Below are 23,565 nucleotides of genomic sequence, written 5' to 3' on the forward strand. Positions count from 1 at the left end.
TTCTCATTATTCTTCTAATGTAACGCCTTGAACGTCCATTAACATTTTCATATAAATAGGGCTAAAAGTGTCTTGTGTTGCTGTATCAAACTTCAACCCCATGTGTAATTTTTCTTTTATCGTCATATTTTTTATATTAGCCGTTAACTGCGTATTTGATTCTGATAACGGATCAAACTGGGTAATAAGCGATATAGGCTTATCTAACAAATCAAGCGTGTCTAATTTTAATTCTGATAACGCTGAGCCATCAACAGGTAAACATTCACATTTACAACCCGATAACGAAATATCAGTTATCAACGCCAGTAGTTTAATTTTATGATTAATTATTTCAAGCTCAGCCATGAGTTCAATTCGAAGTCGAGGCTGAGTTCTTAGCTTTTGAGTTTTCACATCCTCAGGAAAATCAAGAACAAGAATGGTTTCTTTATAGGTCGTTAACGCTTGAACAGCCGTATTAAAAATAACGTAATCCATACGTTCAGAATTAATAACGGCTCTAACCGTTAAAGAAACGCCCGGTTTTAATAACATCAAATCACGGCTTTCTCGCGTTTTAGGCATACGAAACATTAAGAATTGCTTTGAAATACACCCTATATATTCAGCTCTTGCCCTGACTTTTTTATGGGCCGCATTCATAAAAAACAAATCAACTGCGGTTGTAGGTTTCAACTCTAATAACTGATACATACTCATCCTTGGTCATAAATAGTTTTATTCGATGTTAATACACTTGTTCGGGTAGCCAAGTCGCGATCTCAGGCCATAAGGCTAACAACAAAAGAACAAATAATTGAATACCGATAAAGGGCATGACACCTTTATATATATCTATCGTCTTCACCGATGCAGGAGCCACGCCTCTTAAATAAAACAAAGCAAAACCAAAAGGCGGTGTTAAAAACGAGGTTTGAAGATTAAGCGCTATCATAATACCTAACCAGACGGGGTCAATCCCCATTGATAATAAAACGGGCGCAACAATAGGAACAACAACAAAAGTTATTTCAATAAAATCGAGAATAAAACCCAATAAAAAAATAACAAGCATAACAACTAATGTAGCACCAACGACGCCCCCAGGCATATTTTCAAATAGAGAATGAATAAGCTCTTCACCCCCTAAACCTCTAAACACTAAAGAAAAAATAGACGCGCCAATTAAAATCAAAAAGATCATGCTACTAATTTTAACCGTGCTTTGTGATACCGTTTTTAATTGTTCAAAATTAAGCTTTCTTTTACACAGTGCCAGCAAAATCGCACCAAAGGCCCCCACTCCAGCGGCTTCTGTTGGCGTTGCAAAGCCTAATAAAATAGAACCTAACACAATTAAAATTAAACCCAGAGGCGGTAATAGTGCAGCCCAAACAGAAACGTTCACATCAGCTTCAATCGCTTTTGTCGCAGTCGTTATTGTGTCAGAACGCCAACAAACAATACAAACATAAATAGCATAACAAGCAACAAGAATTAATCCTGGAATAACAGCACCAACAAACAGGTCACCAACCGATACTGTTTCAGGCGAAAATATCCCCATGTTAATTTGTGACTGTTGATAAGCACTTGAAATAACATCGCCCAACAAGACCAGTGCAATAGAAGGAGGAATTATTTGGCCTAATGTCCCTGTAGCACAGATAGTGCCAGCCGCTAACGAAGTAGGATACTTTTGTTTAAGCATGGCCGGTAAAGATAAAACCCCCATTGTAACAACGGTTGCGCCAACGATCCCGGTGCTTGCAGCCAGTAACATGCCAACAAGAATAACACTTAAACCTAAACCGGCTTTGTAACGGCCAAAAACACTTGAGATAGACAAAAGCAGGTCTTCTGCTATTTTTGATTTTTCAAGCACCAAGCCCATAAAGACAAATAGTGGAACCGCTAAAAGCGTTTGATTATTAATGATGCCAAATAAACGTATTGGTAAAGCATTAAATAAACTGGTATCAAAAGCGCCAAATAACGCACAAGCCCCCGCAAAGAGCAATGATGTGCCAGCCAAAACTAACGCGACGGGGTAACCTGACATTAAAACAATACAAACTAATACAAAGAGAACGAGCGATAACCATTCCATTAGCGCGCTCCTTTATGACTTAATTGACGAAAGGCAACAAAGTCATTAATCATCATCGCAAGTGCTTGTATAAATAAGCAAACGCAAAAAAGCAAAAGTAATGATTTTTGAATATAGACAAAAGCTAAGCCTCCAGGCTCAGGCGATGTTTCCATCATATCCCAAGAATTAAGTACATATTCAAAACTCATAACAAAAACGAATACAACAACCGGCATTAATAAAAATAAATGACCAATAAAATTAGTCAGGTGTTGAGTTCGCGCAGTCACTGAACGATAAAAAACATCAACCCGCACATGGTCATCGTGTTTTAGTGTATAACCGGCTCCCAGTAGCAACGCAGCGCCATGTAAATAAAGAACACCTTCTTGCATCGCAACCGTACCCACATCAAAGCCATAACGTAAAATAACGATGGCCGCCATGAGTAACACCATAATAAGCGTAAACAAGCCCATAGCGTTGCCTAACCATTCAGAGGCGGCATTAATTTTTTTTGTATATAAATTCATTATTATTCTTATTTATGAGTAACGTCAGATTAAGCAGATTTACTGCCCCCCAAACATTTAGGTGAAAGCGGAACTGAATGTTGTCGAGTTTCCCATTCTTCAGGAGTGTAAACATGAATAGCTAAAGCATGAACATCACCAGCGAGCTCTTCCGCTAAACATTCATTAACCGCTCGGTGACGGGCAATTAAACGTTTCTGTTCAAACACATGGCTAACCATAATAACTTTAAAATGTGATTCTAAAGCAGGTCCCGAATGCATATGACTTTCATTCACCACATCTAACACGCGAGGAGTAAATGTTAAGGAGAGCTTCTCAATAATACTTTTTTCAATGGACATCTATCGTTATTGCCTAAATTGTTCAGTTAATAATCATCATTTCGAAATTTGCCAAACTATCTTTTATCGATGTTTTAACAAAGTACGAAAAGTTAAATTTATACGAGGTTGCGTGACACGGGCACGTTTTGGCAGGCTATGATACCAAAACTCCTGCGTTTTGCCTGCCATAATTAGTAAACTACCGTTATTTAAACTAAAAGTATGAGTTAATGAATTATATTTATGCTTCATTTTAAAATCACGACTGATGCCAAAACTGTATGATGCAATAATGGGTTCAAAACCTAACTCAGGTTCATCATCCGCATGCCAACCCATACAATCTTGTCCATTCCGATATAAATTACCTAACATACAATTAAAATTAACACTTTCACCCATTGTCTCTGAGACATACTGTTCCGCTGTTTTTTTTAACTGTAATAAAGGCGCTTGCCATTTTTCAGTTTTAAAACGAGTATTTGAATAAACATAACTTAATTCATCGCCATAAAAACACTGCAAACGTGGAATTTTATGTGTTTCACCGTAAAGTGTTATATAAGCTTCATGCCAATTTAAACCATGTAAAACGCTAAAAAGTTGCTCAGTTTTACTTGATGAAAATAATTGCTCTGTGTAATGCAATTTGGCATCACTTAATATCACTTCGCCATCAGGTACATCAAACATATTCATTTGCATAATAAAATCTACGGTATAACGCTGTGCAAGACGTCTCGCCTTGGTTAAAATAGCGTTTTATCATAATAGAAGGTCGCTCCATTGCAAACAGAAACCGAACTCACACTCTCACCTCAAGAGAAATTCGAATTATGGCGCTACCCTAAACAAACAACACACTCAACCTTAAGAGCGTGGGATGCATCTGACCTTTATTTAGTAAATGAACTAAAGTCAGAAAATAAAAAAGAGTTAAACATGCTCATCATCAATGATAGTTTTGGTGCTATTAGCTGCATGTTAGCCGATATTCATCACCTCAGCTGGTACAATGATTCTAAAGTAGCAGCACTCGCTTTAGATCAAAACTTAGCTTGTAATCAAATAGATTTAAATAAAATTCAGCGTTTAACCACGCTAACAAGCGACGAATTAATAACTAAAAACTATCACAAAATAATCATCAAATTACCGAAAAGCATTGCGTACCTAGAATTCATCTTAACTCTAATACATCAAGCCGGGTTGCCAAATTGTGATGTGTTGCTCGCAGGTAAAGCGAGTGACTTTTCACCTAATATCATTAAAAAATTAAAATCATTATATGATGACGTGATCCCGAGTCGCATTGTAAAAAAATCACGTTATATTTCATTAAGTGGCCAAAAAAGCCAAACGCTTCAATTTAATTACTGGCAACCAAACAAAGAAAAATTTAATGATCTAATCACCGATAGCGCCCCCAATGTATTCTCTCGCGGCAAATTAGATATTGGCGGACGCTTTTTAGCCGACAATTTACCTTCAATAGCAGAACATGCTCATATTCTCGATTTAGGCTGCGGTAACGGATTACTTGGCTTAGCCATTTTAAAGCAATGCCCAACTGTGAATGTGGATTTTTATGATGAATCGGCCATGGCTATTGAGAGTGCACAGCATAATTGTCTACTTAACGAATTTAATCTCGATCAAACTCGATTTATACAAGATGATTGTGCTAAAACAGCGCAGGATACGCATTACGACTTAATCGTTTGTAACCCTCCTTTTCACCAATTAAATGCGATCACTGATCATATAGCAGAACAAATGTTTACTGATGCATACCGTATTTTAAAACCAGGAGGTGAATTACGTATTGTTGGTAATCGGCACTTAGCCTATCAGCAAAAATTAATGGCTATTTTTGGTCAATGTGATCCCATTACGAGTAATCAAAAATTCGTTATTCTAAGTGCAATAAAAAACTAAAAGAGAACACTATGTTTTTAATTAAAAATTTCATTATTATCCTGACGACTTGCTTTGCTTTTTTGCTTCATGCTGCCGATCAACGCATACAGCCCGATACCATATACCCAAGAATAAAAATAGAGACGACATTAGGGGATATTACAGTCGAGCTTGATCGCCGTCGTGCACCTAGAACTGTCGATAACTTTTTAACTTATGTGGTCAATGGAGAATATGATGGCAGTATATTTCATCGAATCATGCCGGGGTTTGTCGCTCAAGGGGGTGGCTACAACAAAAAATATGAAGAACTAAATAAACAAGCCCAAATCAGTAACGAAAGTGGTAATGGTTTATTAAATAGGCAAGGAACAATCGCGATGGCCAGACTTAATGACCCGCACTCAGCCACAAGACAATTCTTTTTTAATTTGGCAGATAACAAGCACTTAGATCCCGGAAAAAATTGGGGATATACCGTTTTTGGTGAGATAGAAAGCGATTTAAGTATTTTAGAAAAAATAGAATCGGTTGATACTGAATTTAATTCACAATTAAACCAACCTAATGTGCCAAAGCAATTAATTCTAATAAACCGCATTACATTACTACCACATAATTAATCTATGACTATACTTAATATCAAATGATATTCACGCTTTTACACAGTTGATAAAAGCGTGCTATTTCATATTTGAATTATTTAGGGTACTAACAAGCAATTTATCTTTTAGTTTTTTTAGTGCCGCCTGATAAATAAAACAAGTGTAAAGATTACCTCGCTAAGTGGAAATCAATTTAGCGTTATTGTTATCACCACGATAAATCTATAGATCAAGGCCGGCTAAAAAACTAAGTATAATTTGTTCTATCTGGGGGGTGGATCAGTACGTGATTGTAAAAGAATTCATCGAGCTCAAGAAAAAACAAGTTAGTTTTTATGTAAAAGAATTTAATGCAAAAAGAATTCCTTACAGCGAACTTAATCTGTTTTTATGGGACACGCTAGAAGAATGGACCCAAGTTAATTTAGCTCAAGATGAGCCATACACAGAAACCGAGCGTGTATTTTGGCACCTTATTCATTTACTCAGTTATTGGTCTGAGGATAAACTCTTATCTGATCAATATTTAAAAGATGAAATGCTTTTATGCATTGAGTATTTTGAGTTTGAAGGCGAAGGGTATTTCCCGTTTGAATGTATCGGTATACGCCCCTAGCCTGCTTTTAAATGGTTATTTTACTGAGTTTCTTCTAAGCCCTTAATCGACGTTTTTATCTTCCACAGTAATAACAGGGCTGGAATGATCATCAGTGTAGTTAGCATAAAAAACAAAGACCAGTTTCCATCTAAATAGTCGACTAAAACACCACTAAACGAGCCAATAAGTGTGCGCCCCATGGTGCCTAACGAGGCCAGTAAAGCATATTGAGTCGCACTGAATGTATGACTACACAGTAAAGAGATAAAAGAGACAAAAGCCACAGTACCCCAAGCAGCGGTAAAACCATCAACAATAACGGCGAATATAAATAAATCAGTTTGTGGTCCTACATGCGCTAACCAAGCAAATAACAGGTTGCTTGACGACATCGCAATACCGGCAATAAATAACCCTTTGACGATCCCGTGTTTAGCTGTGATCCACCCACCGACTAATGAAAAGAGTACAGTTACCCACCAAGTAATCATTTTAGAATAAAGAGCTATATCGGTGTTTGAGAAACCAATTTCTTTATAAAACACAATCGACATACGGCCTAAAATCGCTTCTCCTAATTTAAAAATCAGCACAAAGCACAGTATTGAAAGCGCCAGTTTAATTCCGTTTCGATCAAAAAATTCTTTTATCGGTTCTACACTCGTAACCAAAAACCAAATAAGCATTTGTCTTACTTTTAATGGTAATTGCGTATTATGTTTCCATTTATCTTGGTATTTGAGTTCTAATGCTTTTAACTTTTCTGAGCGTTGAGCATTTGGCTCATTAACCCAAATAACCGGTAGAGTGAGCAAAATCATTATAAGTGCGATGACAAAATAAACTTGTGACCAACTCCAAACCGCTGAATCAGATAAAATGAGCGGAATGCTGCCTAATGCCGCATACCCTGTCCACCAACCAGAGGTTGCCATACCTGCCGCTAGCGGTATTTTTTCAGCTTCGTTTTGCTTAAAAAAATCAATCCGTAAAGCATCAATTGCAATATCTTGACTGGCAGAAGCAAATGAAACAACCAAAGCGGCTAACGCTAAATACAAAATCTGACTTTGAATATCGATAAAAGCCATTGCTAAACAACTGCTCGCAATCAGTGTTTGACAAAATAAAATCCAGCTCCGTCGTTGTCCAAACCAATGATATAAAATAGGTAATTTAATTCGGTCAATTAAAGGCGCCCAAAAAAAGTTAATTGAGTAGGCCAAGAATACAGCACCAAGGTATCCAATTTCTGAGCGAGAGAAACCTTCATCTTTTAGCCAAGCGGATAAAGCAGAGCCAATAATAACCCAAGGAAAGCCACTTGAAATACCTAATAAAAAAACAGAAAATAAGCGACGATCGTTATATTGCTGTAAACGTGAAAAAAAAGCAGACATTAGATAAGCATCCTTTGCATTCTGACGAGAGACGTGAATAATAGGCTTATTGAATTATGAAACCTAAGCCTGAAGTAACTAACATAAAATGATAAAACTATTCTTACTAATACCTTTACTCTCTTTTGGTCTGTGGTATTTATTTTTAAAACAAAACGGTTGGAGCTCTGATCAAGGTCGTAAAGGCTTTATTGTGATCAGTATTTTTAATGTCGTGATTTTATCGTTCTTTGGTTTTTTGCTTTGGGTAACAAACTAAAAACTAAAGCACTTCGTTACTATTAATACCGTAGTGCTTTAATTTTCATCATCTAAAATGATACCCAAATCAATGGGCATCGTTTTATTTAAGCATGATCCCACGTATCACGTAATGTCACCGTGCGATTAAATACAAGATCATCTGGAGTTGATGACAGATCCGGACAAAAATAACCTAATCGTTCAAATTGCACGGCTTTCCCAGCATCTAACTCAGCTAAGCTAGGCTCTACAACCGCACTTTTCATTTCGATCAAACTTTCTGCATTAAGCACTTGCGTAAAGTCGTCTTCGGCTGCAGGATTAGGCACAGTAAACAAACGATCATACATATTAACGGTAGCCGGTTTACCTTCGCTTGCAGAAACCCAATGAATAACGCCTTTAGGTTTAGTGCCATCTTCTGGATTTTTGCCTAAGGTATTTGGGTCGTAAGTACAATAGACTGTGGTTACATTACCCTTCTCATCTTGTTTAAAACGTTTAGCCGTTATGACATAAGCACCACGTAAACGTACCGATTTATCAATGACTAAACGTTTGTACTTTTTGTTACCCGATTCTCTAAAATCTTCTGCTTCAATGAGTATTTCACGCGTAAAAGGCACCATGCGTTTACCAAATGATTCATCTTGTGGGTGGTTAGACACCATCAACTCTTCAACTTGGCCTTCAGGGTAGTTTTCTATGATGACTTTAATCGGATCTAAAACAGCCATTGCACGTGCTGAATTCGCATTTAAATCATCACGAATACACGCTTCTAACATACCCATTTCGATCATGTTTTCCATTTTAGTTACGCCTATACGTAAACAAAATTCACGTAATGCAGCGGCGGTATAACCTCGACGTCGTAAACCCGCAATCGTTGGCATACGGGGATCATCCCAACCATTAACATGCTTTTGAGTTACTAAGTCGTTAAGCTTGCGTTTACTCATCACGGTATATTCAAGGTTTAATCGAGAAAACTCATACTGATGTGGACGGACTTCAAGGCTGATATTATCTAAAATCCAATCATATATACGGCGATTGTCTTGGAATTCAAGCGTACATAATGAGTGTGTAATACCTTCAATCGCATCTGATATACAATGCGTGAAATCGTACATAGGATAAATGCACCACTTATCCGCCGTTTGATGGTGATGAACAAAACGAATGCGATATAAAATAGGATCGCGCATACACATAAAAGAAGAAGTCATATCCACTTTAGCGCGTAAACAACATTCTCCTTCCTGCATTTCACCATTTTTCATTTTTTCAAATAAAGCGAGGTTTTCTTCTATCGATGTATCACGTGTCGGGCTGTTTTTGCCAGGTTCTTTTAACGTACCGCGATACTCGCGTGTTTGCTCGGCATTTAAAAAACAAACATAAGCTTTGCCGGCTTTAATCAGCTCTACAGCATAAAGGTAAAGTTGATCAAAATAATTCGATGAATAACACACTTCACCATCCCATTCAAAACCTAGCCATTTAACATCTTCTTGAATTGAATGAACGTAGTCTATATCTTCTTTTTCTGGGTTGGTATCATCAAAACGTAAGTTACACTTACCTTGATAATCTTGTGCTAGGCCAAAATTTAGACAAATAGATTTAGCGTGACCTATGTGTAAATAGCCATTAGGTTCAGGCGGAAAACGAGTATGTGTTGAAGGATGTTTACCTTCAGCTAAATCTTTATCAATAATATTACGGATAAAGTTGGTCGGGCGAGTTTCATTCTCGGCCATAGGGATATTCTTCCTTACATACTTAAATACAAAAATGCGAGTGTGGTTGTTAGTCAACTGACTAGCGATAGTTGATTTTAACCGCTTGTTGGATTGGGATATAGGGGTTCGTGCTTAAAATTATTAAAAAAATGCATAAAAAGCATTTGAGCTTGATATTTACAGTCTTTTTAATTTTATACGCCTGCTTAGCCTTTAATTTAAGGTATTAAGATGCCAATGAAACATTAATAAAGCCATAAGATCAAAAAAGCCGATAAAAATATCGGCTTTTTGTATAAACAAAAAATAATAACTAGGCGTTGCCTTCGGCATCCTGTTGATTTTTTTCTGCCTGTATACGCATATAAATTTCTTCACGATGAACTGAAATTTCTTTAGGTGCGTTAACACCAATGCGAACTTGATTACCTTTAACGCCTAATACAGTTACGGTAACATCGTCACCGATCATCAATGTTTCACCAACACGACGCGTCAAAATTAACATATCCTACTCCTTTTCCTAATCCAACTAACCGTTTAAATAAGTACAAATTAAAGTTAGTCTAAAAAGTGCAAAGCTTCACTCTAATCTGCAATATTTTTTAATAAAAGCTAAATAATAATACGTGTTTATAACTTTTCTTCAAGCCATTTATCGACACTTGCGATAGCTGACGCTAGGTTTTCAGGTTGTGAACCACCCGCTTGCGCTAAATCAGGACGCCCACCACCTTTACCACCTACTTGTTGAGCAAGATAATTAACTAACTCTCCTGCTTTAACCTTAGCAGTAAGATCAGCGGTTACGCCAACAATCAGGTTAACTTTATTATCACCTTTTAAGCCAAGCGCTATAATTGCCGAGCCTAACTTAGCTTTTAGGTCATCAACCGTGGTACGTAATGCTTTGGGCTCAATGCCTTCTATTTCAGTTACCAGTACTTTTACACCTGCAATAGTTTTAGCGCTTGAGAGTAAATCTGAACCCGCCATGCTTGAGAGTTTATCTTGTAACTGGCGCAATTCTTTTTCTAACGATTTAGTTTTATCAAGACCCGCTTTCACTTTATCAATAACACTCGCGCTATCCGTTTTTAATAAACACGCAATAGATGAAATATCATTCTCTAAATGATGTGTATATTCAAGTGCTGCTTGACCCGTGACGGCTTCTATACGACGAACGCCTGCCGCAATACCACTTTCAGATGTGATTTTAAATAAACCAATATCACCCGTCGCGCTGACATGAGTCCCCCCGCAAAGCTCAACCGAGAAGTCACCCATGCTCACCACTCGTACTTCATCATCATACTTCTCACCAAATAAAGCCATTGCGCCTTCTTTTTTGGCTGTTTCAATATCCATTAGCTTAGTATTTAGCGGATTATTTAAACGGATCTCGGTATTAACATCCGCTTCAATTTGTCTCAGTTGCTCAGCGGTTACACCTTCAAAATGAGAGAAATCGAAACGTAATTTATCTGGGTCTACTAATGAACCTTTTTGAGAGACATGCTCACCTAATAAATTACGTAAAGCAGAATGCATAAGATGAGTCGCAGAATGGTTTAATTTAATGGCTTGACGACGCTGCACATCAATTTGCGCATCTACTTTGTCACCCACGGTTAAGGCCGCTTTAACTTGACCTTTATGAGCTATCGCATCATTTAACTTAACGGTATCAGACACCGAGAAAACAAGCTCTCCGGCCGTTAAAAATTGACCTTGGTCACCCACTTGTCCACCTGATTCGGCATAAAATGGAGTTTGATCTAAAATGACAATCGCGGGTTGATCACTCGCAACCGCATTTACTGATTCACCATTCACAATAATTTCAGTCACCGTTGCGTTATCGGTGTCTAAATCATAGCCGGTAAATGTTGAAGCTTGTTCGCTCGAAATCGAATCATTATAATCTTTATCAAAATGACTCGCTTGTTGCGATAGTGAGCGCTGTGCTTGCATCGCTTTTTCAAAGCCGGCATCATCAATGGTTAAATCACGTTCACGTGCAACATCGGCAGTTAAATCGGCCGGAAAACCATACGTATCATATAATTTGAAAACCAACTCACCTGGTATAACTGAGCCTGATAATGTTTTTAAGGCATCATTCAAAATAGATAAACCACGATCTAAGGTTTTTAAGAATTGCTCTTCTTCAATACGTAACATTTTTTCAATGATCGCACGTTGAGATATGAGTTCAGGATAAGCATCACCCATTTCAACAATCAAGGCTTGTACTATTTTATAGAAAAAGACATCTTGGGCGCCCAGCTGATTACCATGCCGAATAGCACGACGAATGATACGTCGCAATACATAGCCACGGCCTTCATTTGAAGGCATTACACCATCAGCTAACAAGAAGCTACAAGAACGGATATGGTCGGCAATCACGCGTAATGATTTATTCTCAAGATCACTTACATTTAATGTTTTAGCGATAAAATTGATTAAATTTTGGAAAATATCGATTTCATAATTAGAATGCACACCTTGCATAATCGCGGCGATTCGCTCTAAACCCATGCCAGTATCTACAGACGGTTTAGGTAATGGCTCCATTTTACCGTCGGCATGACGGTTAAATTGCATGAAAACTAAATTCCAAATTTCAATATAACGGTCACCATCTTCTTCTGGCGAGCCAGGAACACCGCCCCAAATATGTTCACCATGATCATAAAATATTTCAGTACAAGGCCCACAAGGTCCAGTGTCGCCCATTGACCAAAAGTTGTCTGATTCAAATTTCTTTTCAGGTGATTTATCACCAATGCGAATAATACGTTCTTCTGGCACACCAATTTCATCGCGCCAAATAGAAAAAGCTTCATCATCGGTCGCGTAAACAGTCACCGTTAATTTTTCTTTAGGTAACTGTAAAACGTCAGTTAAGAATGCCCAGCCAAAGCGGATCGCATCCTGTTTAAAGTAATCACCAAAGCTAAAATTACCTAACATTTCAAAAAAGGTGTGATGGCGAGCTGTATAGCCTACGTTTTCTAAATCATTGTGTTTACCACCCGCTCTAACACAACGCTGGCTTGATGTAGCACGAGTATAGGCACGTTTATCACTGCCTAAAAATACATCTTTAAATTGATTCATACCTGCATTCGTAAATAACAAGGTTGGATCATCTGAAGGGACTAAAGAACTACTCGCAACTATTTGATGTTTTTGTTGTGCAAAAAAATCTAAAAATGCCTGCCTAACTTGTGCAGTGTTCATTTTCATTTATAAATCCTGTGGTAAACAATTTGCCTAATATAATGGGTGATGAATGTAGCACGAACTTGTGATTTAGTTAATAGATGATCGAACATCATAAAGACTAAATTATGCAAAAATTAACTATGCAAATTCAATTTGGGTTTGCCGAAGAATAATCGGTAAATGGTAAGCCTTAGGGCACAAACATAAATTTACAAATCTAATCACATGACTCAACAAGCACTTGCCACATATTTTGGATTTGTGCACCGGTAAATCCACGTTGATACAAAAAGCGTTGCACTTTTTGTTTGGCTTTAAAATCGTTTAAATCGATAGCTCTAAATTTACGATCAAACAAAGACAATAAATTTTCAAGCCAATCTATATCAGTTTCTTGCTCGGCTAGTGCGTATTGATATTTATCAATACCATGCTGCATTAAGCTTTGTATGATCGCATTAGGGCCAAAACCTTTACTGGCTTTGATTCTGATAATTGATTGCGTGTAGCGAAAATCTGACTGGTAATCTTTTTCAGCAAATTCGGCTAATAACGCTTGGGTTAACTCATGATCATATTCTTTTTCTGTTAATTTTCGTTTAAGCGTAAATTGAGAGTATTCGCAACGCCCCAACAGATAAAATAGATAATTGCGAGCTTGTTGCCTTTGTTTATCCTGGTCACTCATTGTTTTTATGCGTACCTAAACTACCTAAAAATCATTATTCAACACGCTTTATGCCGAAAATAAACTCGCGTCATCACCCATATTGAGTAGGCTGAGGTGCTGAATAAACGCTGGCACAGTTGAGTCACCTTCTGCTGGCGCCCAATTGGCAAATCCTTTATCCGTTGTTACGGTATAAGGGCCTTCTTTTACTTCAAAAAAAACGGTACCCGCACTTAACGCGATTGTTGAATGCCATACATTGGGCGGTATTTCTAATCCTTGTTGATCCCCTTCTGCCGATAATGTAATTCGTTCAGTAACAACGCCTTTATCGTCATACATTAAAAACAATAAAGAGCCCTTAACAACAAAAAAGAATTCCCACTTATTACTTTCTATGTGCTTGTGCGGCCTAACATAGCTATCAGGTTCCATTGCAATAAACAAACGTTGAACTGGCGATTGATAATCATCATGAATGTTCACATTACTGCGACGACGTTCAGATGCTTGCGCTGTGTTAACTAAATTAGCAAAGAAATCATTATCAAAATGCTGCATGTATTTTCCTTAACGAGTGTGATTGATGAAGGTCTAATGAAGATTATAATGCGTTGGCTTTAAGTATAAAGTCATTACCATTTTTAGTAACAGGATAAGCCATGTTGTATTCGCTATAAATACAAATAGGCCGACGATGCAATGAGCAATAAATATTCCCGTCCTCTTTTAATGGCTCCTTACTAATATCATAATGTTGATGCGGGCAATAAGCAGAAATCGCACGATAATCGATACTTTCGTCCTCTTTTATTACGGCATAAATAACAATTTTACTTAAACAATCTTCTTCAGGCAAAATAGCATGACCAGTCCAAACACCATCTAGTTTTGTCGTTTTTATATTGGTAATTTCAATATCAACATTAACCGTAGCCGCTGCTGGGTAGATCGTTTTCATTGATGGCAGAGTAGTCAAAAGATCACCATGTTAAATTCTATACATTTAGAAAAGGTAAATAAAAAAGCCACTCAATGAGTGACTCTATATATTTATAAGTGAGGATGTCAGTTCGCCGCTGGCATTTAAGGCTTATTTTTTACCAAACATGCCACCTAAACCGCCTAGCCCTCCAGGGCCACCAGCACCGCCCATACCGCCTGCGCCGCCAGGAGGCATCATGCCTTTCATTCCTTTCATCATCTTCATCATGCCACCTTTACCCGACATTTTTTTCATCATTTTTTGCATTTGGGTAAATTGCTTAAGCAGACGATTAACATCTTGGATCTGAGTACCCGAACCGGCAGCAATACGACGCTTACGTGCACCTTTAATTATATCCGGGCGTTGACGTTCACCAGGGGTCATTGAATTGATAATCGCTTCAAGCTGGTTAAATTGCTTATCGTTCACTTTGTCTTTCATATTATCAGGTAAATTCGACATACCGGGCAGCTTATCCATCATTGACATCATGCCGCCCATGCTTTTCATTTGCACAAGTTGGTCTCTGAAGTCTTCAAGATCAAAGCCTTTACCTTTTTGTAATTTCTTAGCCATTTGCTCAGCTTTGGTTTTATCAACCTTACGCTCAACTTCTTCAATTAAACTAAGAACATCACCCATACCTAATATACGAGATGCGATACGATCAGGATGGAAAGGTTCTAATGCGTCAACTTTTTCACCCATACCGATAAATTTAATCGGTTTGCCGGTTATTTGACGTATAGAAAGCGCAGCCCCACCGCGCGCATCACCATCGGCTTTAGTTAAAATAACACCGGTTAGAGGCAATGCTTCATGAAACGCTTTGGCCGTGTTAGCGGCATCTTGCCCCGTCATCGCATCAACAACAAACAAGGTTTCAACTGGGGTTATAGCCGCATGTAGTTGTTTAATTTCATCCATCATGGATTCATCAACATGCAATCGACCAGCGGTATCGACTAATAACACATCAAAAAATTGAATTTTTGCATGTTCAATTGCAGCGTTAACAATATCAATCGGTTTTTGTTCAACTGAACTGGGGAAAAATTCAACACCGACTTCTTCAGCAAGTGTTTCTAATTGCTTTATCGCAGCAGGACGATAAACATCGGCCGAGACCACCAATACCTTTTTCTTTTCACGCTCGACTAAATATTTAGATAGCTTGGCGACAGACGTGGTTTTACCCGCCCCTTGTAAACCCGCCATTAAAACCACGGCCGGTTTTTGTGCGGCTAAATTTAAAACTTCATTAGCTTCCCCCATCGCTTTAACAAGTTCGTCATTAACGATTTTAACAAAAGCTTGGCCTGGGTTAAGGCTTTTACTTACCTCTGAACCTAACGCTGCGGTTTTAACATTATTAATAAAGTCTTTAATAACCGGCAACGCAACATCAGCTTCAAGTAATGCCATGCGCACTTCGCGCAACGTTTCTTTTATATTATCTTCGGTAAGGCGACCGCGCCCGGTTACATTTTTTAATGTTTGGCTTAAGCGATCTGATAAATTCTGAAACATGAATTATCCTAATAACAAATACAGTAAATAAAATAGGTGCTGAGGGTCACTTTACTTAACCACTCGTAATGCCTCTATTATACGCATAAAAAATTAAATTTCGCCCATCTGAGCTAGTTGATTTAACTTAGATTGACTTTTGCTCAATAAATTTAATTAACTTGTGCTCTTTTCGTTGTTATTATCGGGTGAAATGCAATATTGTGTCTCGATAAATTTAACAAAAGGTTTAATCATGTTACTGGCTGTATTAGGGATTATCGGTTATTTGTTCAGTGCTATTGCCCTGCTTTTAATATTTTTTAACCATGCAAAGCTCAGTTTAAAATTTGTTGTTTTACCTGGTATTGTTGCTTTTATATGTCATGTGCTTTTTGTGCAGCTGCATTATCAATTAAATGAACCGTCCGCTTATAACTTAGTATTGGTTGCAAACATTATTAGTTTAGTTGTGGGCTTTACCGCTTTAGGTTTTGCACAAAAATACCATAATTATTTTGTTGTGCCTGTTTGTTTTTTATTCTCATCACTAATGTTATTTATTGGCATTTTTGCGCCGATATCTTTAACAACTGTTGCCTCTTGGTCAATCGAAACATTGTCGCACATTAGTTTTGCTTTATTAGCTTATGCGGTTTTAACGATCACGACGCTATTATCGTTTCAGTATAGTTTTATTAGTAATCGTTTAAAATCACATGATTTATCGGTATTGCAACTGCCTCTACCAGCGCTTAATGATGTAGAAAAGCAAATATTTAAGCTCTTATTATCAGGTACATTATTTTTAACGGTATCAATTATTACAGGGGCTGTTTTTTTAGATAACTTTTTTGGTTCAGGTCAATCGCATAAAGCCATATTATCTATTTTAGCTTGGTGCTGTTTTACCAGCTTGCTTATTGGCCATTCACTGTTAGGCTGGCGTGGTAATATAACTTTAGCCTTAACGTTAAGCGGTTCGACATTATTAACTTTAGGTTACTTTGGCTCTCGCATCATTCATGATTTTGTCATGATGCACTGAATTTAAAGTCACTGAAAAGACAATTGAAATCGTAAGTTTGATCGACAACATTAAACGATAAGATAAAATTACAATACTGAGCGCAATTAGGTATAATAAAATTCGATAATCATGAAGGGTTAATTTCTTGGACGACATCTCTACCAGTACGCTTGCCATCATACTTGGCGTACTTGTATTAATATCAGCTTTTTTCTCAAGCTCAGAAACCGGTATGATGGCTTTAAACAAATATCGTTTAAGGCACTTAGTTTCTAAAAACAATATTCCTGCACTACGTGTTCATAAATTATTAGCACGCCCTGAAAGGCTTATAGGCCTGATCTTAATAGGTAACAACCTTGTTAATATTGCTGCATCAGCAATAGCCACTATTATTGGTATGCGCTTATATGGCGACTATGGTGTTTTGTTAGCCACAATCGGCTTAACCGTTGTTATTCTCATTTTTGCCGAAGTCACGCCAAAAACATTAGCCGCTTGGTTTCCTGAAAAAATAGCGTATCCAGCCTCAATTATTTTAACGCCTATGTTGTGGTTGTTTTACCCTTTTGTATTTGGTTTAAACAGTATTACAAATGCGTTTCTAAAAATATTTAATATCAAACCCGCCAATGAAAACGGTCAAACATTAAACCCTGATGAATTACGCACTGTGGTTAACGATGCGAATTCGATGATACCGCGCAAACATCAAGATATGCTGCTCAGTATTTTAGATTTAGAAAAAGTAACAGTTGAAGATGTTATGGTTCCTCGACCTGACATTTTAGGTATTGATATTAACAATGATTGGAAGGTCATTGTTAAGCAACTCAATCATGGTCAACATACACGTATGCTGTTGTATCGAACAACGGTTGATGATGCAGTCGGCTATGTACATGCTAAAGATATTTTGCGGCTAACATCAAAAACTCAGTTTTCGAAAGAAACACTGCTTCGAGCGGCTCGTAAAATCACGTTTGTACCCGAAGGTACGCCATTAAATAATCAGCTTTTACATTTCCAACGTGAAAAATACCGTATCGCATTAGTGGTAGATGAATATGGCGACATTATTGGTTTGATCACACTAGAAGATATTTTAGAAGAAATCGTTGGTGACTTTACAACCAACCAAATACCAGGCGCAAACGATGATTATCATAAGCAAAAAGATAATACCTATATTGTAGAAGGTTCAGCGAATGTTCGAGATATTACCAAAGAACTCGGTTGGAAGTTGCCTGTTGATGGTCCTCGTACAATTAATGGCTTAATACTTGAATATTTAGAGGAAATACCTAAACCCAATGTTTCAATTAGGCTTTATGGTTACCCTGTTGATATTCTTGATGTAAACGATAATGCAATAAAACAAGTTCGTGTGCATGTCGATTTATATAAAGCAAAAAAAGCCAAAAAACCTTAATCATTTGACATGGCAAGATTGATTTCTGCTCTTTAAATAGCGCATTTATTGAGTTTGCCATGTTGGTTATATCATTCTTCAAGTAACGACTAAACATGCAACTAAATTATACAGACAAAGGAACAGGCCCCGTACTTGTTCTTATTCACGGACTCCTCGGCAGCCTCGATAATTTAAACATGGTTGCGCGCTCGTTTAATAAACAATTTCGCACGATTTCTGTCGATTTACGTAACCACGGTAGCTCAGCGCATTTAAATCCAATGGACTACCCAACACTCGCGCAAGATGTATTTGAAACACTTGATGCATTAGCAATCGATGATTTTACCGTTTTAGGGCACTCGATGGGTGGCAAAGTTGCAATGCAAATGGCTTTACAAAGCCCTGCGCGAATTGAACGCTTAATCGTCGCAGATATAGCTCCTATCACTTACCCTGAGCGCCATCAACAAATATTTAATGGCTTAAATGCCATTAATCTCAGCACAATAAAAAATCGCACTGACGCAGATATCACGCTTGCAAAGCACGTAACAGAGCCAGGTGTACGACAATTTTTATTGCGTAATTTAGTTAAAGAGCCTAATGGCTTTAACTGGAAAATGTCTTTAAATAATATAATGGCGGGTTATCAAGATGTAATCGGCTTTCCGACCCTGCAAACCCAATACACTAAACCCACCTTATTTATTAAAGGCGGCGCATCTGAATATATAACACGTGAGCATCAAACGGCTACATTAGCGTTATTTCCAAGTGCCACAGCAAAAGTAATTCAAGGTGCCGGTCACTGGTTACATGCCGAAAAAACAGTAATATTTAATAAGATAGTCCATGATTTTCTATCGAACACAACCGAGCAAGGCTAACTCTTATTGTACGCTTGTGTTAAAATGCGCTCTTATATTCAGCATTAGCAATCAGTTATGACATTTGAGCAATTTGAATCACTCGGATTCTATCTTGGTATTTCAGCCCTTTTTCTGTTTATCTTTTTAGCAATAAAAGATGTATTAGACCAAGGTGAAGTGCCGTTAGTAGGTAAAATAGCTGTTTGGTTGGTGCTATTTTTAGGTTGTTTTGGCTTTTTGGTCAAAGGCATAATACAAGTATTTTTTGATTCATAGCGAGACACGACACTATGTCAGTTATAGGCTGTTTTTTTGGTAGCGATACCGGCAATACAGAAGCCATTGCCAAAATGCTTCAAAAAGAAATAGGTAAAGATTTAGTTGATGTTTATGACATCGCTAAAGTAAATAAAGAACAAATAGCAGAATACGATTTTATTTTATTCGGTATTCCAACTTGGTATTACGGTGAAGCTCAATGTGACTGGGATGACTTTTTTCCCGATCTTGAAGAGTTAGATTTCACCGATAAGCTTGTGGCTATTTTTGGTTGTGGCGATCAAGAAGATTACGCAGAGTATTTTCTCGATGCGATGGGCATGATCCGTGACATTGTTGAAACTAAAGGCGCGATTGTTGTTGGTCATACTTCAACTGATGGCTACGAATTTGAAGCATCAAAGGCCTTAGTAGATGACAATACGTTTGTTGGCTTAGGCATAGATGAAGATCGTCAGCCCGAATTAACCGATCAACGTGTTAAAGCGTGGTGTAAGCAACTTCGTGAAGAAATGTGTTTAGACGAGTTAGCTTAATAATTAAATCAAGTCGATTAAAAAAGGGATTAACATCCCTTTTTTTGTGCCTGCCATTTATACCACTAACCATAAATAGTCGCGCTCAGCTGTTCAATAATATTAAATAATACCAATCCGTAATAATAAGTGCCCACTCAGCGAGCGTTTAAATGCGCTTAATCAAGGCGCTTGAATGAAAGAATAGTGGTGCTCTTTTGAGTTCGAGCAACACAGAGTAAGCGCATTTAAAATTCGCCTGAAAGGAATGCCCCAGCGGCTTTTGACCTGCGTTATCGGTATTTGAAAGGGAACAACCATTCCTGTACACCGACGCCTTGTTCAAAAACCGCTGGATGCATTCTGAGAGATCACTTATTTATATGGATTGGTATAAAATATCGACTTATTCTAATCTCATGCTATGTTCAACAAAATTACTTTTAGGTTTAATCAATGTCTGACTTCACTCACATTCAACTAACTAAAACATCAATAGCCACAGGCTGGCAAGCAAACAATCGCGAACAATTTATTGCCGACAATGTTTATATCGTCATTAATAACGACCCAATAAATTTATTGCGTGAAATTCAACAATCCGCTCGTAAACTAGAAAATTTAGGCATTGAACACGCTTGTTTAGTCGGTGAATTATGGGACGAAGCTAGCCAATGGGCTTTTGCTATGGGTTTTACCTGTGTTAATAAACTAACTAACATCACATTTACAGGTTCAGATGCTTTAATTGATAAATTAGAAAAAAAATTAGTCACTTATGCTTGGAGTCGTGATTTAACCAACCAAACACCCGCTCAACTCTACCCTGAAAAGCTGGCACAGCTAACCGTTGATTATATTACCCGTTTAGCACCTGATTTTATTAGCACTAAATTAATATCGGGTGAAGATCTAATCACCGCAGGCTGGACTGGCATTTATAATGTAGGTAAAGGCAGTGTCAACCCGCCTTGCTTGCTCGAGCTTGACTATAATCCAAGCCAAAACGAGACGGCCCCAATACAAGCTTGTTTAGTCGGTAAAGGGATCACCTTCGATAGCGGTGGTTACAGTATGAAATCAGGCCCTGGCATGTTTAGCATGAAATGTGACATGGGTGGTGCCGCTGTCGTAGCTGGCGCTTTAGCGTTGGCAATACAACAAGGGCTGTCACAACGCGTTAAGTTATTCCTGTGCTGTGCAGAAAACATGGTCAGTCACAACGCCTTTAAACTCGGCGATATATTAACTTATAAAAATGGAGTTACCGTTGAAATATCAAATACCGATGCCGAAGGCCGCCTTGTTTTAGCCGATGGTTTAATGGCGGCATCAGAAACTAATGCCCCTTTAATTATTGATGCAGCCACACTCACAGGCGCATCTAAAGTCGCCACGGGTGGCGAATACACAGCACTTTTTAGTTTAGATGATTCACTCGTACATAAAGCACAAACACTTGCAGCACAAGTTAACGAGCCAATTTGGCCTTTACCGCTAGCTAAATGGCATCAAGATAATTGCCCATCCGCATTTGCCGATACAACTAATAGCAACATAAAAAATGGGGGTTTAGGTGGCGCGAGTAATGCAGCTGGCTTTTTATCTCGCTTTGTAACCAATGAAAAAGGCTGGTTGCATTTTGATTTATCAGCGGCTTATCATGCAAGTCAAACACCTAGCTGGGCAGAAGGCGCAACAGGTCAATCTATTGCCTTAATAGCTGAATTAATCTCTGCAAAAAATAGAGTCTAAATTAGGCTAGTGATACTTCTATTCTCTTTAAAGTTATATGTTTAAAGTGGTTTTCAGATAATAGTCGCCTACGACGGTGGGCGACTATGAATCACTAATGCAACACCACTGAGTAATAAAAAAGAAGAAAGCGAAATCAACCAGGTTAAATCTTCATCTAACCAAATAATAGCGGCTATGGCGGCTAATACGGGTACAGTTAATTGCACTGAAGCCGCATATGTCGATTTTAAATGAGGAACAACGGCATACCATAAAGCATAACCCGCACCCGATGCCAATGCGCCCGACAATATCGCATAAACAAGACCGACTTGGTTAAATTTCATCTGCGAATACAACAAAATCGATAATACTAAAGTAAACGGTAGCGCATACAAAAAATTGTTTGCGCTCACACGAATTGGCTCTGTTACTCCTTTAGCCTGAATACTATAAAGAGCCCACGCGATCCCGGCTATTAGCATTAAAAGCGCAGATAAAGTATCAATATCATTGATATCCGTTGTTAGTAATTGCGGTAAAAACAACATCACTAATCCGATGATGGCGGTAAAAAAACCGACTTTTTGTTTAAGCCCAAGTAACTCACCTTGCATGATCCCATGTGTTACCATCACAACTTGTACCACACCAAATAAAATAAGCGCGCCAATGGCAGTCGGTAATTCAATATAAGCAAAAGAAAATGCAGCCGCGTAAGTAAATAAAGCAAACGCAGATAACCAGCGGGTATGATTAAACTGTGGTTTGTTGTGACTATCGCTTTTACTTTTAAGTGAAAGCGTTAAATCTTTATTTCTCCTCAATAAGCAATCAATAATGGCACGGTATTGTAAAATACCCCATAACATGACGGTACCCGATAATAGGCGAATAGCCGTAAAAGAAGCAGCATCAATATGCTCCCCCGCTAAAGCTAAACGACAAAATAGTGAATTAGCGGCAAAAGCAGCCATGGCTATAAAAGTCAGTATAATTAACGTCAAAACAAAGTGATTTAAAAGTTAGATTCAGATTGAGGGCGCAGCACCAATTCATGAAAATGCACATTGTCCGGTGTCTCAATCATATTAATGATCGCACTAGCAACATCATTCGCCGATAAATATTGCGGTCTTTCTGCCGGTCTAAACTCAGTATTCACACCACCAGGGTAAACAGACAATAATTTGATATTATCTTCACGTAATTCTTTTCGCATCACTTTTGTATAAGCATCAAGAGCCGCTTTAGAAGCCGTGTATGCGGCTATTCCTTCATTAGAATATAAACAAACAGTCGATAATACATTGACAATGCAACCAGCTGATTTTGTTTGCATATAAGGTACTTGTGCTTGCATAAAGCGAATAGGTGCATAGCAATTTACATTCATCTGCCAAGCCAGCGTGTCAATCGGAACGTCTTTAGCTTGCTCACGGCTGTTATTCAAACCAACAGAGTTAATTAATATGTCGACGGGTCGATTTTCATTAGCTTTAGTTACAAAATCGGCTACAGCTTCAGCATCACTTACGCAAAAATGTGCAGATAAGTTAACTTGTTCCACAGGGAGACTAGCAAGCGTTGTTTGTAGTTTATCAGGCTGACGCCCACATAAACTAAGTGTATAACCTTTATGAGCTAATAAAACAGCAAGAGAGCGGCCAATGCCTGATGAAGCCCCATTAATAAGAATGTGTTTATTCATACCATCTTTAACTTTTAATTAATTTAAGTATGAATATACAGGTTTATACAATGAGATAAAGTGAATTTTAATAGTACAAACAGGGTAATTAAACGGATGAAAATGTTACCTTCAAATTAACAGCGTTAACTTTGAGTTGTGAAAAGGTATATCTGA

At 37.9% G+C, this 23,565-nt stretch carries 24 protein-coding genes; 9 read left to right on the top strand and 15 right to left on the bottom strand.

The annotated features are described in order from the left end of the window. Positions 1-6: 6 nt before the first annotated feature. The 5 genes from DPX34_RS00640 to DPX34_RS00660 form a co-directional block, all read right to left on the bottom strand. On the bottom strand, positions 7-696 hold the full coding sequence (locus DPX34_RS00640; protein WP_111976474.1) for a PilZ domain-containing protein: 690 nt from the start codon (positions 694-696) through the stop codon (positions 7-9). 34 nt (positions 697-730) lie between these two features. After that, positions 731-2,092, bottom strand: coding sequence for a TRAP transporter large permease (locus tag DPX34_RS00645; protein WP_111976475.1), 1,362 nt, complete (start codon positions 2,090-2,092; stop codon positions 731-733). Next, positions 2,092-2,607, bottom strand: a complete 516-nt coding sequence (locus tag DPX34_RS00650) for a TRAP transporter small permease subunit (RefSeq protein ID WP_111976476.1) — start codon at positions 2,605-2,607, stop codon at positions 2,092-2,094. The genes DPX34_RS00645 and DPX34_RS00650 overlap by 1 nt, the downstream gene beginning before the upstream one ends. 29 nt (positions 2,608-2,636) lie before the next feature. Next, positions 2,637-2,951, bottom strand: a complete 315-nt coding sequence (locus DPX34_RS00655) for a BolA family protein (protein ID WP_111976477.1) — start codon at positions 2,949-2,951, stop codon at positions 2,637-2,639. Positions 2,952-3,014: 63 nt separating this feature from the next. After that, entirely contained in the window at positions 3,015-3,638 is a 624-nt protein-coding gene (locus tag DPX34_RS00660) for an alpha-ketoglutarate-dependent dioxygenase AlkB family protein (RefSeq protein WP_111976478.1), read from the bottom strand. An 81-nt stretch (positions 3,639-3,719) separates the two neighbouring features. On the opposite strand from DPX34_RS00660, the gene DPX34_RS00665 reads away from it, so the two are divergent. From DPX34_RS00665 to DPX34_RS00675, 3 genes are all read left to right on the top strand, one after another. Continuing rightward, positions 3,720-4,871: a class I SAM-dependent methyltransferase gene (locus DPX34_RS00665; protein WP_111976479.1), complete on the top strand. Its 1,152-nt coding sequence runs from the start codon at positions 3,720-3,722 to the stop codon at positions 4,869-4,871. A gap of 11 nt (positions 4,872-4,882) precedes the next feature. Continuing rightward, on the top strand, positions 4,883-5,476 hold the full coding sequence (locus DPX34_RS00670; RefSeq protein WP_111976480.1) for a peptidylprolyl isomerase: 594 nt from the start codon (positions 4,883-4,885) through the stop codon (positions 5,474-5,476). A 268-nt stretch (positions 5,477-5,744) separates the two neighbouring features. After that, positions 5,745-6,074, top strand: a complete 330-nt coding sequence (locus DPX34_RS00675; RefSeq protein ID WP_111976481.1) for a hypothetical protein — start codon at positions 5,745-5,747, stop codon at positions 6,072-6,074. 20 nt (positions 6,075-6,094) lie between these two features. On the opposite strand, the gene DPX34_RS00680 is transcribed toward DPX34_RS00675, so the two are convergent. The 8 genes from DPX34_RS00680 to ffh all read right to left on the bottom strand — a co-directional run bounded on the left by DPX34_RS00680 (position 6,095) and on the right by ffh (position 15,872). Next, positions 6,095-7,456, bottom strand: coding sequence for an AmpG family muropeptide MFS transporter (locus DPX34_RS00680; RefSeq protein ID WP_111976482.1), 1,362 nt, complete (start codon positions 7,454-7,456; stop codon positions 6,095-6,097). Positions 7,457-7,803: 347 nt separating this feature from the next. Further along, the gene (gene glnS, locus DPX34_RS00685) at positions 7,804-9,465 is read right to left on the bottom strand and encodes a glutamine--tRNA ligase (protein WP_111976483.1); all 1,662 of its coding nucleotides are present in this window, start codon (positions 9,463-9,465) and stop codon (positions 7,804-7,806) included. Between the two features lie 295 nt (positions 9,466-9,760). Further along, entirely contained in the window at positions 9,761-9,955 is a 195-nt protein-coding gene (gene csrA / locus DPX34_RS00690; protein ID WP_111976484.1) for a carbon storage regulator CsrA, read from the bottom strand. A gap of 125 nt (positions 9,956-10,080) precedes the next feature. Further along, positions 10,081-12,705, bottom strand: coding sequence for an alanine--tRNA ligase (gene alaS, locus DPX34_RS00695; protein WP_111976485.1), 2,625 nt, complete (start codon positions 12,703-12,705; stop codon positions 10,081-10,083). 196 nt (positions 12,706-12,901) lie between these two features. Continuing rightward, a complete protein-coding gene (locus DPX34_RS00700) occupies positions 12,902-13,372 on the bottom strand; it encodes a regulatory protein RecX (RefSeq protein WP_111976486.1) in 471 nt (156 codons plus the stop codon). A 48-nt stretch (positions 13,373-13,420) separates the two neighbouring features. Continuing rightward, positions 13,421-13,915 (bottom strand): WbuC family cupin fold metalloprotein, encoded by a 495-nt coding sequence (locus DPX34_RS00705; protein ID WP_111976487.1) that lies wholly within the window; start codon positions 13,913-13,915, stop codon positions 13,421-13,423. A 43-nt stretch (positions 13,916-13,958) separates the two neighbouring features. Continuing rightward, on the bottom strand, positions 13,959-14,333 hold the full coding sequence (locus DPX34_RS00710) for a Rieske 2Fe-2S domain-containing protein (RefSeq protein ID WP_157964578.1): 375 nt from the start codon (positions 14,331-14,333) through the stop codon (positions 13,959-13,961). A gap of 114 nt (positions 14,334-14,447) precedes the next feature. After that, the gene (ffh, locus tag DPX34_RS00715) at positions 14,448-15,872 is read right to left on the bottom strand and encodes a signal recognition particle protein (protein ID WP_111976489.1); all 1,425 of its coding nucleotides are present in this window, start codon (positions 15,870-15,872) and stop codon (positions 14,448-14,450) included. 235 nt (positions 15,873-16,107) lie between these two features. Between ffh and DPX34_RS00720 the strand changes: the two genes are divergently transcribed. The 6 genes from DPX34_RS00720 to pepB all read left to right on the top strand — a co-directional run bounded on the left by DPX34_RS00720 (position 16,108) and on the right by pepB (position 21,716). After that, complete coding sequence (locus tag DPX34_RS00720) at positions 16,108-16,899, top strand: cytochrome C assembly family protein (protein ID WP_157964579.1); 792 nt, start codon at positions 16,108-16,110, stop codon at positions 16,897-16,899. A 127-nt stretch (positions 16,900-17,026) separates the two neighbouring features. Then, positions 17,027-18,313, top strand: a complete 1,287-nt coding sequence (locus DPX34_RS00725) for an HlyC/CorC family transporter (RefSeq protein ID WP_111976491.1) — start codon at positions 17,027-17,029, stop codon at positions 18,311-18,313. A gap of 95 nt (positions 18,314-18,408) precedes the next feature. Continuing rightward, positions 18,409-19,185, top strand: a complete 777-nt coding sequence (locus DPX34_RS00730) for an alpha/beta fold hydrolase (RefSeq protein ID WP_111976492.1) — start codon at positions 18,409-18,411, stop codon at positions 19,183-19,185. A gap of 57 nt (positions 19,186-19,242) precedes the next feature. After that, the gene (locus tag DPX34_RS00735; protein WP_111976493.1) at positions 19,243-19,443 is read left to right on the top strand and encodes a DUF2788 domain-containing protein; all 201 of its coding nucleotides are present in this window, start codon (positions 19,243-19,245) and stop codon (positions 19,441-19,443) included. 14 nt (positions 19,444-19,457) lie between these two features. Continuing rightward, complete coding sequence (gene fldA / locus DPX34_RS00740) at positions 19,458-19,982, top strand: flavodoxin FldA (RefSeq protein ID WP_111976494.1); 525 nt, start codon at positions 19,458-19,460, stop codon at positions 19,980-19,982. 435 nt (positions 19,983-20,417) lie between these two features. Next, the gene (gene pepB, locus DPX34_RS00745; protein ID WP_111976495.1) at positions 20,418-21,716 is read left to right on the top strand and encodes an aminopeptidase PepB; all 1,299 of its coding nucleotides are present in this window, start codon (positions 20,418-20,420) and stop codon (positions 21,714-21,716) included. A 68-nt stretch (positions 21,717-21,784) separates the two neighbouring features. Here pepB and DPX34_RS00750 read toward each other — a convergent pair whose 3' ends face one another. Beyond that, entirely contained in the window at positions 21,785-22,675 is an 891-nt protein-coding gene (locus DPX34_RS00750; protein ID WP_111976496.1) for a DMT family transporter, read from the bottom strand. A gap of 41 nt (positions 22,676-22,716) precedes the next feature. Then, positions 22,717-23,409, bottom strand: coding sequence for an SDR family NAD(P)-dependent oxidoreductase (locus tag DPX34_RS00755; RefSeq protein ID WP_111976497.1), 693 nt, complete (start codon positions 23,407-23,409; stop codon positions 22,717-22,719). Positions 23,410-23,565 lie beyond the last annotated feature (156 nt).

Source organism: Algibacillus agarilyticus (assembly GCF_003286125.1).
Taxonomy (GTDB): Bacteria; Pseudomonadota; Gammaproteobacteria; order Enterobacterales; family Alteromonadaceae; genus Algibacillus; species Algibacillus agarilyticus.

Coding starts and splice junctions, on each gene's coding strand:
- DPX34_RS00650 (WP_111976476.1), bottom strand. CDS start 2,607: ATGAATTTATATACAAAAAAAATTAATGCCGCCTCTGAATGGTTAGGC.
- DPX34_RS00670 (WP_111976480.1), top strand. CDS start 4,883: ATGTTTTTAATTAAAAATTTCATTATTATCCTGACGACTTGCTTTGCT.
- ffh (WP_111976489.1), bottom strand. CDS start 15,872: ATGTTTCAGAATTTATCAGATCGCTTAAGCCAAACATTAAAAAATGTA.
- glnS (WP_111976483.1), bottom strand. CDS start 9,465: ATGGCCGAGAATGAAACTCGCCCGACCAACTTTATCCGTAATATTATT.
- DPX34_RS00705 (WP_111976487.1), bottom strand. CDS start 13,915: ATGCAGCATTTTGATAATGATTTCTTTGCTAATTTAGTTAACACAGCG.
- DPX34_RS00655 (WP_111976477.1), bottom strand. CDS start 2,951: ATGTCCATTGAAAAAAGTATTATTGAGAAGCTCTCCTTAACATTTACT.
- DPX34_RS00680 (WP_111976482.1), bottom strand. CDS start 7,456: ATGTCTGCTTTTTTTTCACGTTTACAGCAATATAACGATCGTCGCTTA.
- DPX34_RS00660 (WP_111976478.1), bottom strand. CDS start 3,638: ATGCAAATGAATATGTTTGATGTACCTGATGGCGAAGTGATATTAAGT.
- DPX34_RS00720 (WP_157964579.1), top strand. CDS start 16,108: ATGTTACTGGCTGTATTAGGGATTATCGGTTATTTGTTCAGTGCTATT.
- DPX34_RS00640 (WP_111976474.1), bottom strand. CDS start 696: ATGTATCAGTTATTAGAGTTGAAACCTACAACCGCAGTTGATTTGTTT.
- DPX34_RS00735 (WP_111976493.1), top strand. CDS start 19,243: ATGACATTTGAGCAATTTGAATCACTCGGATTCTATCTTGGTATTTCA.
- pepB (WP_111976495.1), top strand. CDS start 20,418: ATGTCTGACTTCACTCACATTCAACTAACTAAAACATCAATAGCCACA.
- DPX34_RS00750 (WP_111976496.1), bottom strand. CDS start 22,675: ATGGCTGCTTTTGCCGCTAATTCACTATTTTGTCGTTTAGCTTTAGCG.
- DPX34_RS00645 (WP_111976475.1), bottom strand. CDS start 2,092: ATGGAATGGTTATCGCTCGTTCTCTTTGTATTAGTTTGTATTGTTTTA.
- alaS (WP_111976485.1), bottom strand. CDS start 12,705: ATGAAAATGAACACTGCACAAGTTAGGCAGGCATTTTTAGATTTTTTT.
- DPX34_RS00730 (WP_111976492.1), top strand. CDS start 18,409: ATGCAACTAAATTATACAGACAAAGGAACAGGCCCCGTACTTGTTCTT.
- DPX34_RS00755 (WP_111976497.1), bottom strand. CDS start 23,409: ATGAATAAACACATTCTTATTAATGGGGCTTCATCAGGCATTGGCCGC.
- DPX34_RS00700 (WP_111976486.1), bottom strand. CDS start 13,372: ATGAGTGACCAGGATAAACAAAGGCAACAAGCTCGCAATTATCTATTT.
- csrA (WP_111976484.1), bottom strand. CDS start 9,955: ATGTTAATTTTGACGCGTCGTGTTGGTGAAACATTGATGATCGGTGAC.
- fldA (WP_111976494.1), top strand. CDS start 19,458: ATGTCAGTTATAGGCTGTTTTTTTGGTAGCGATACCGGCAATACAGAA.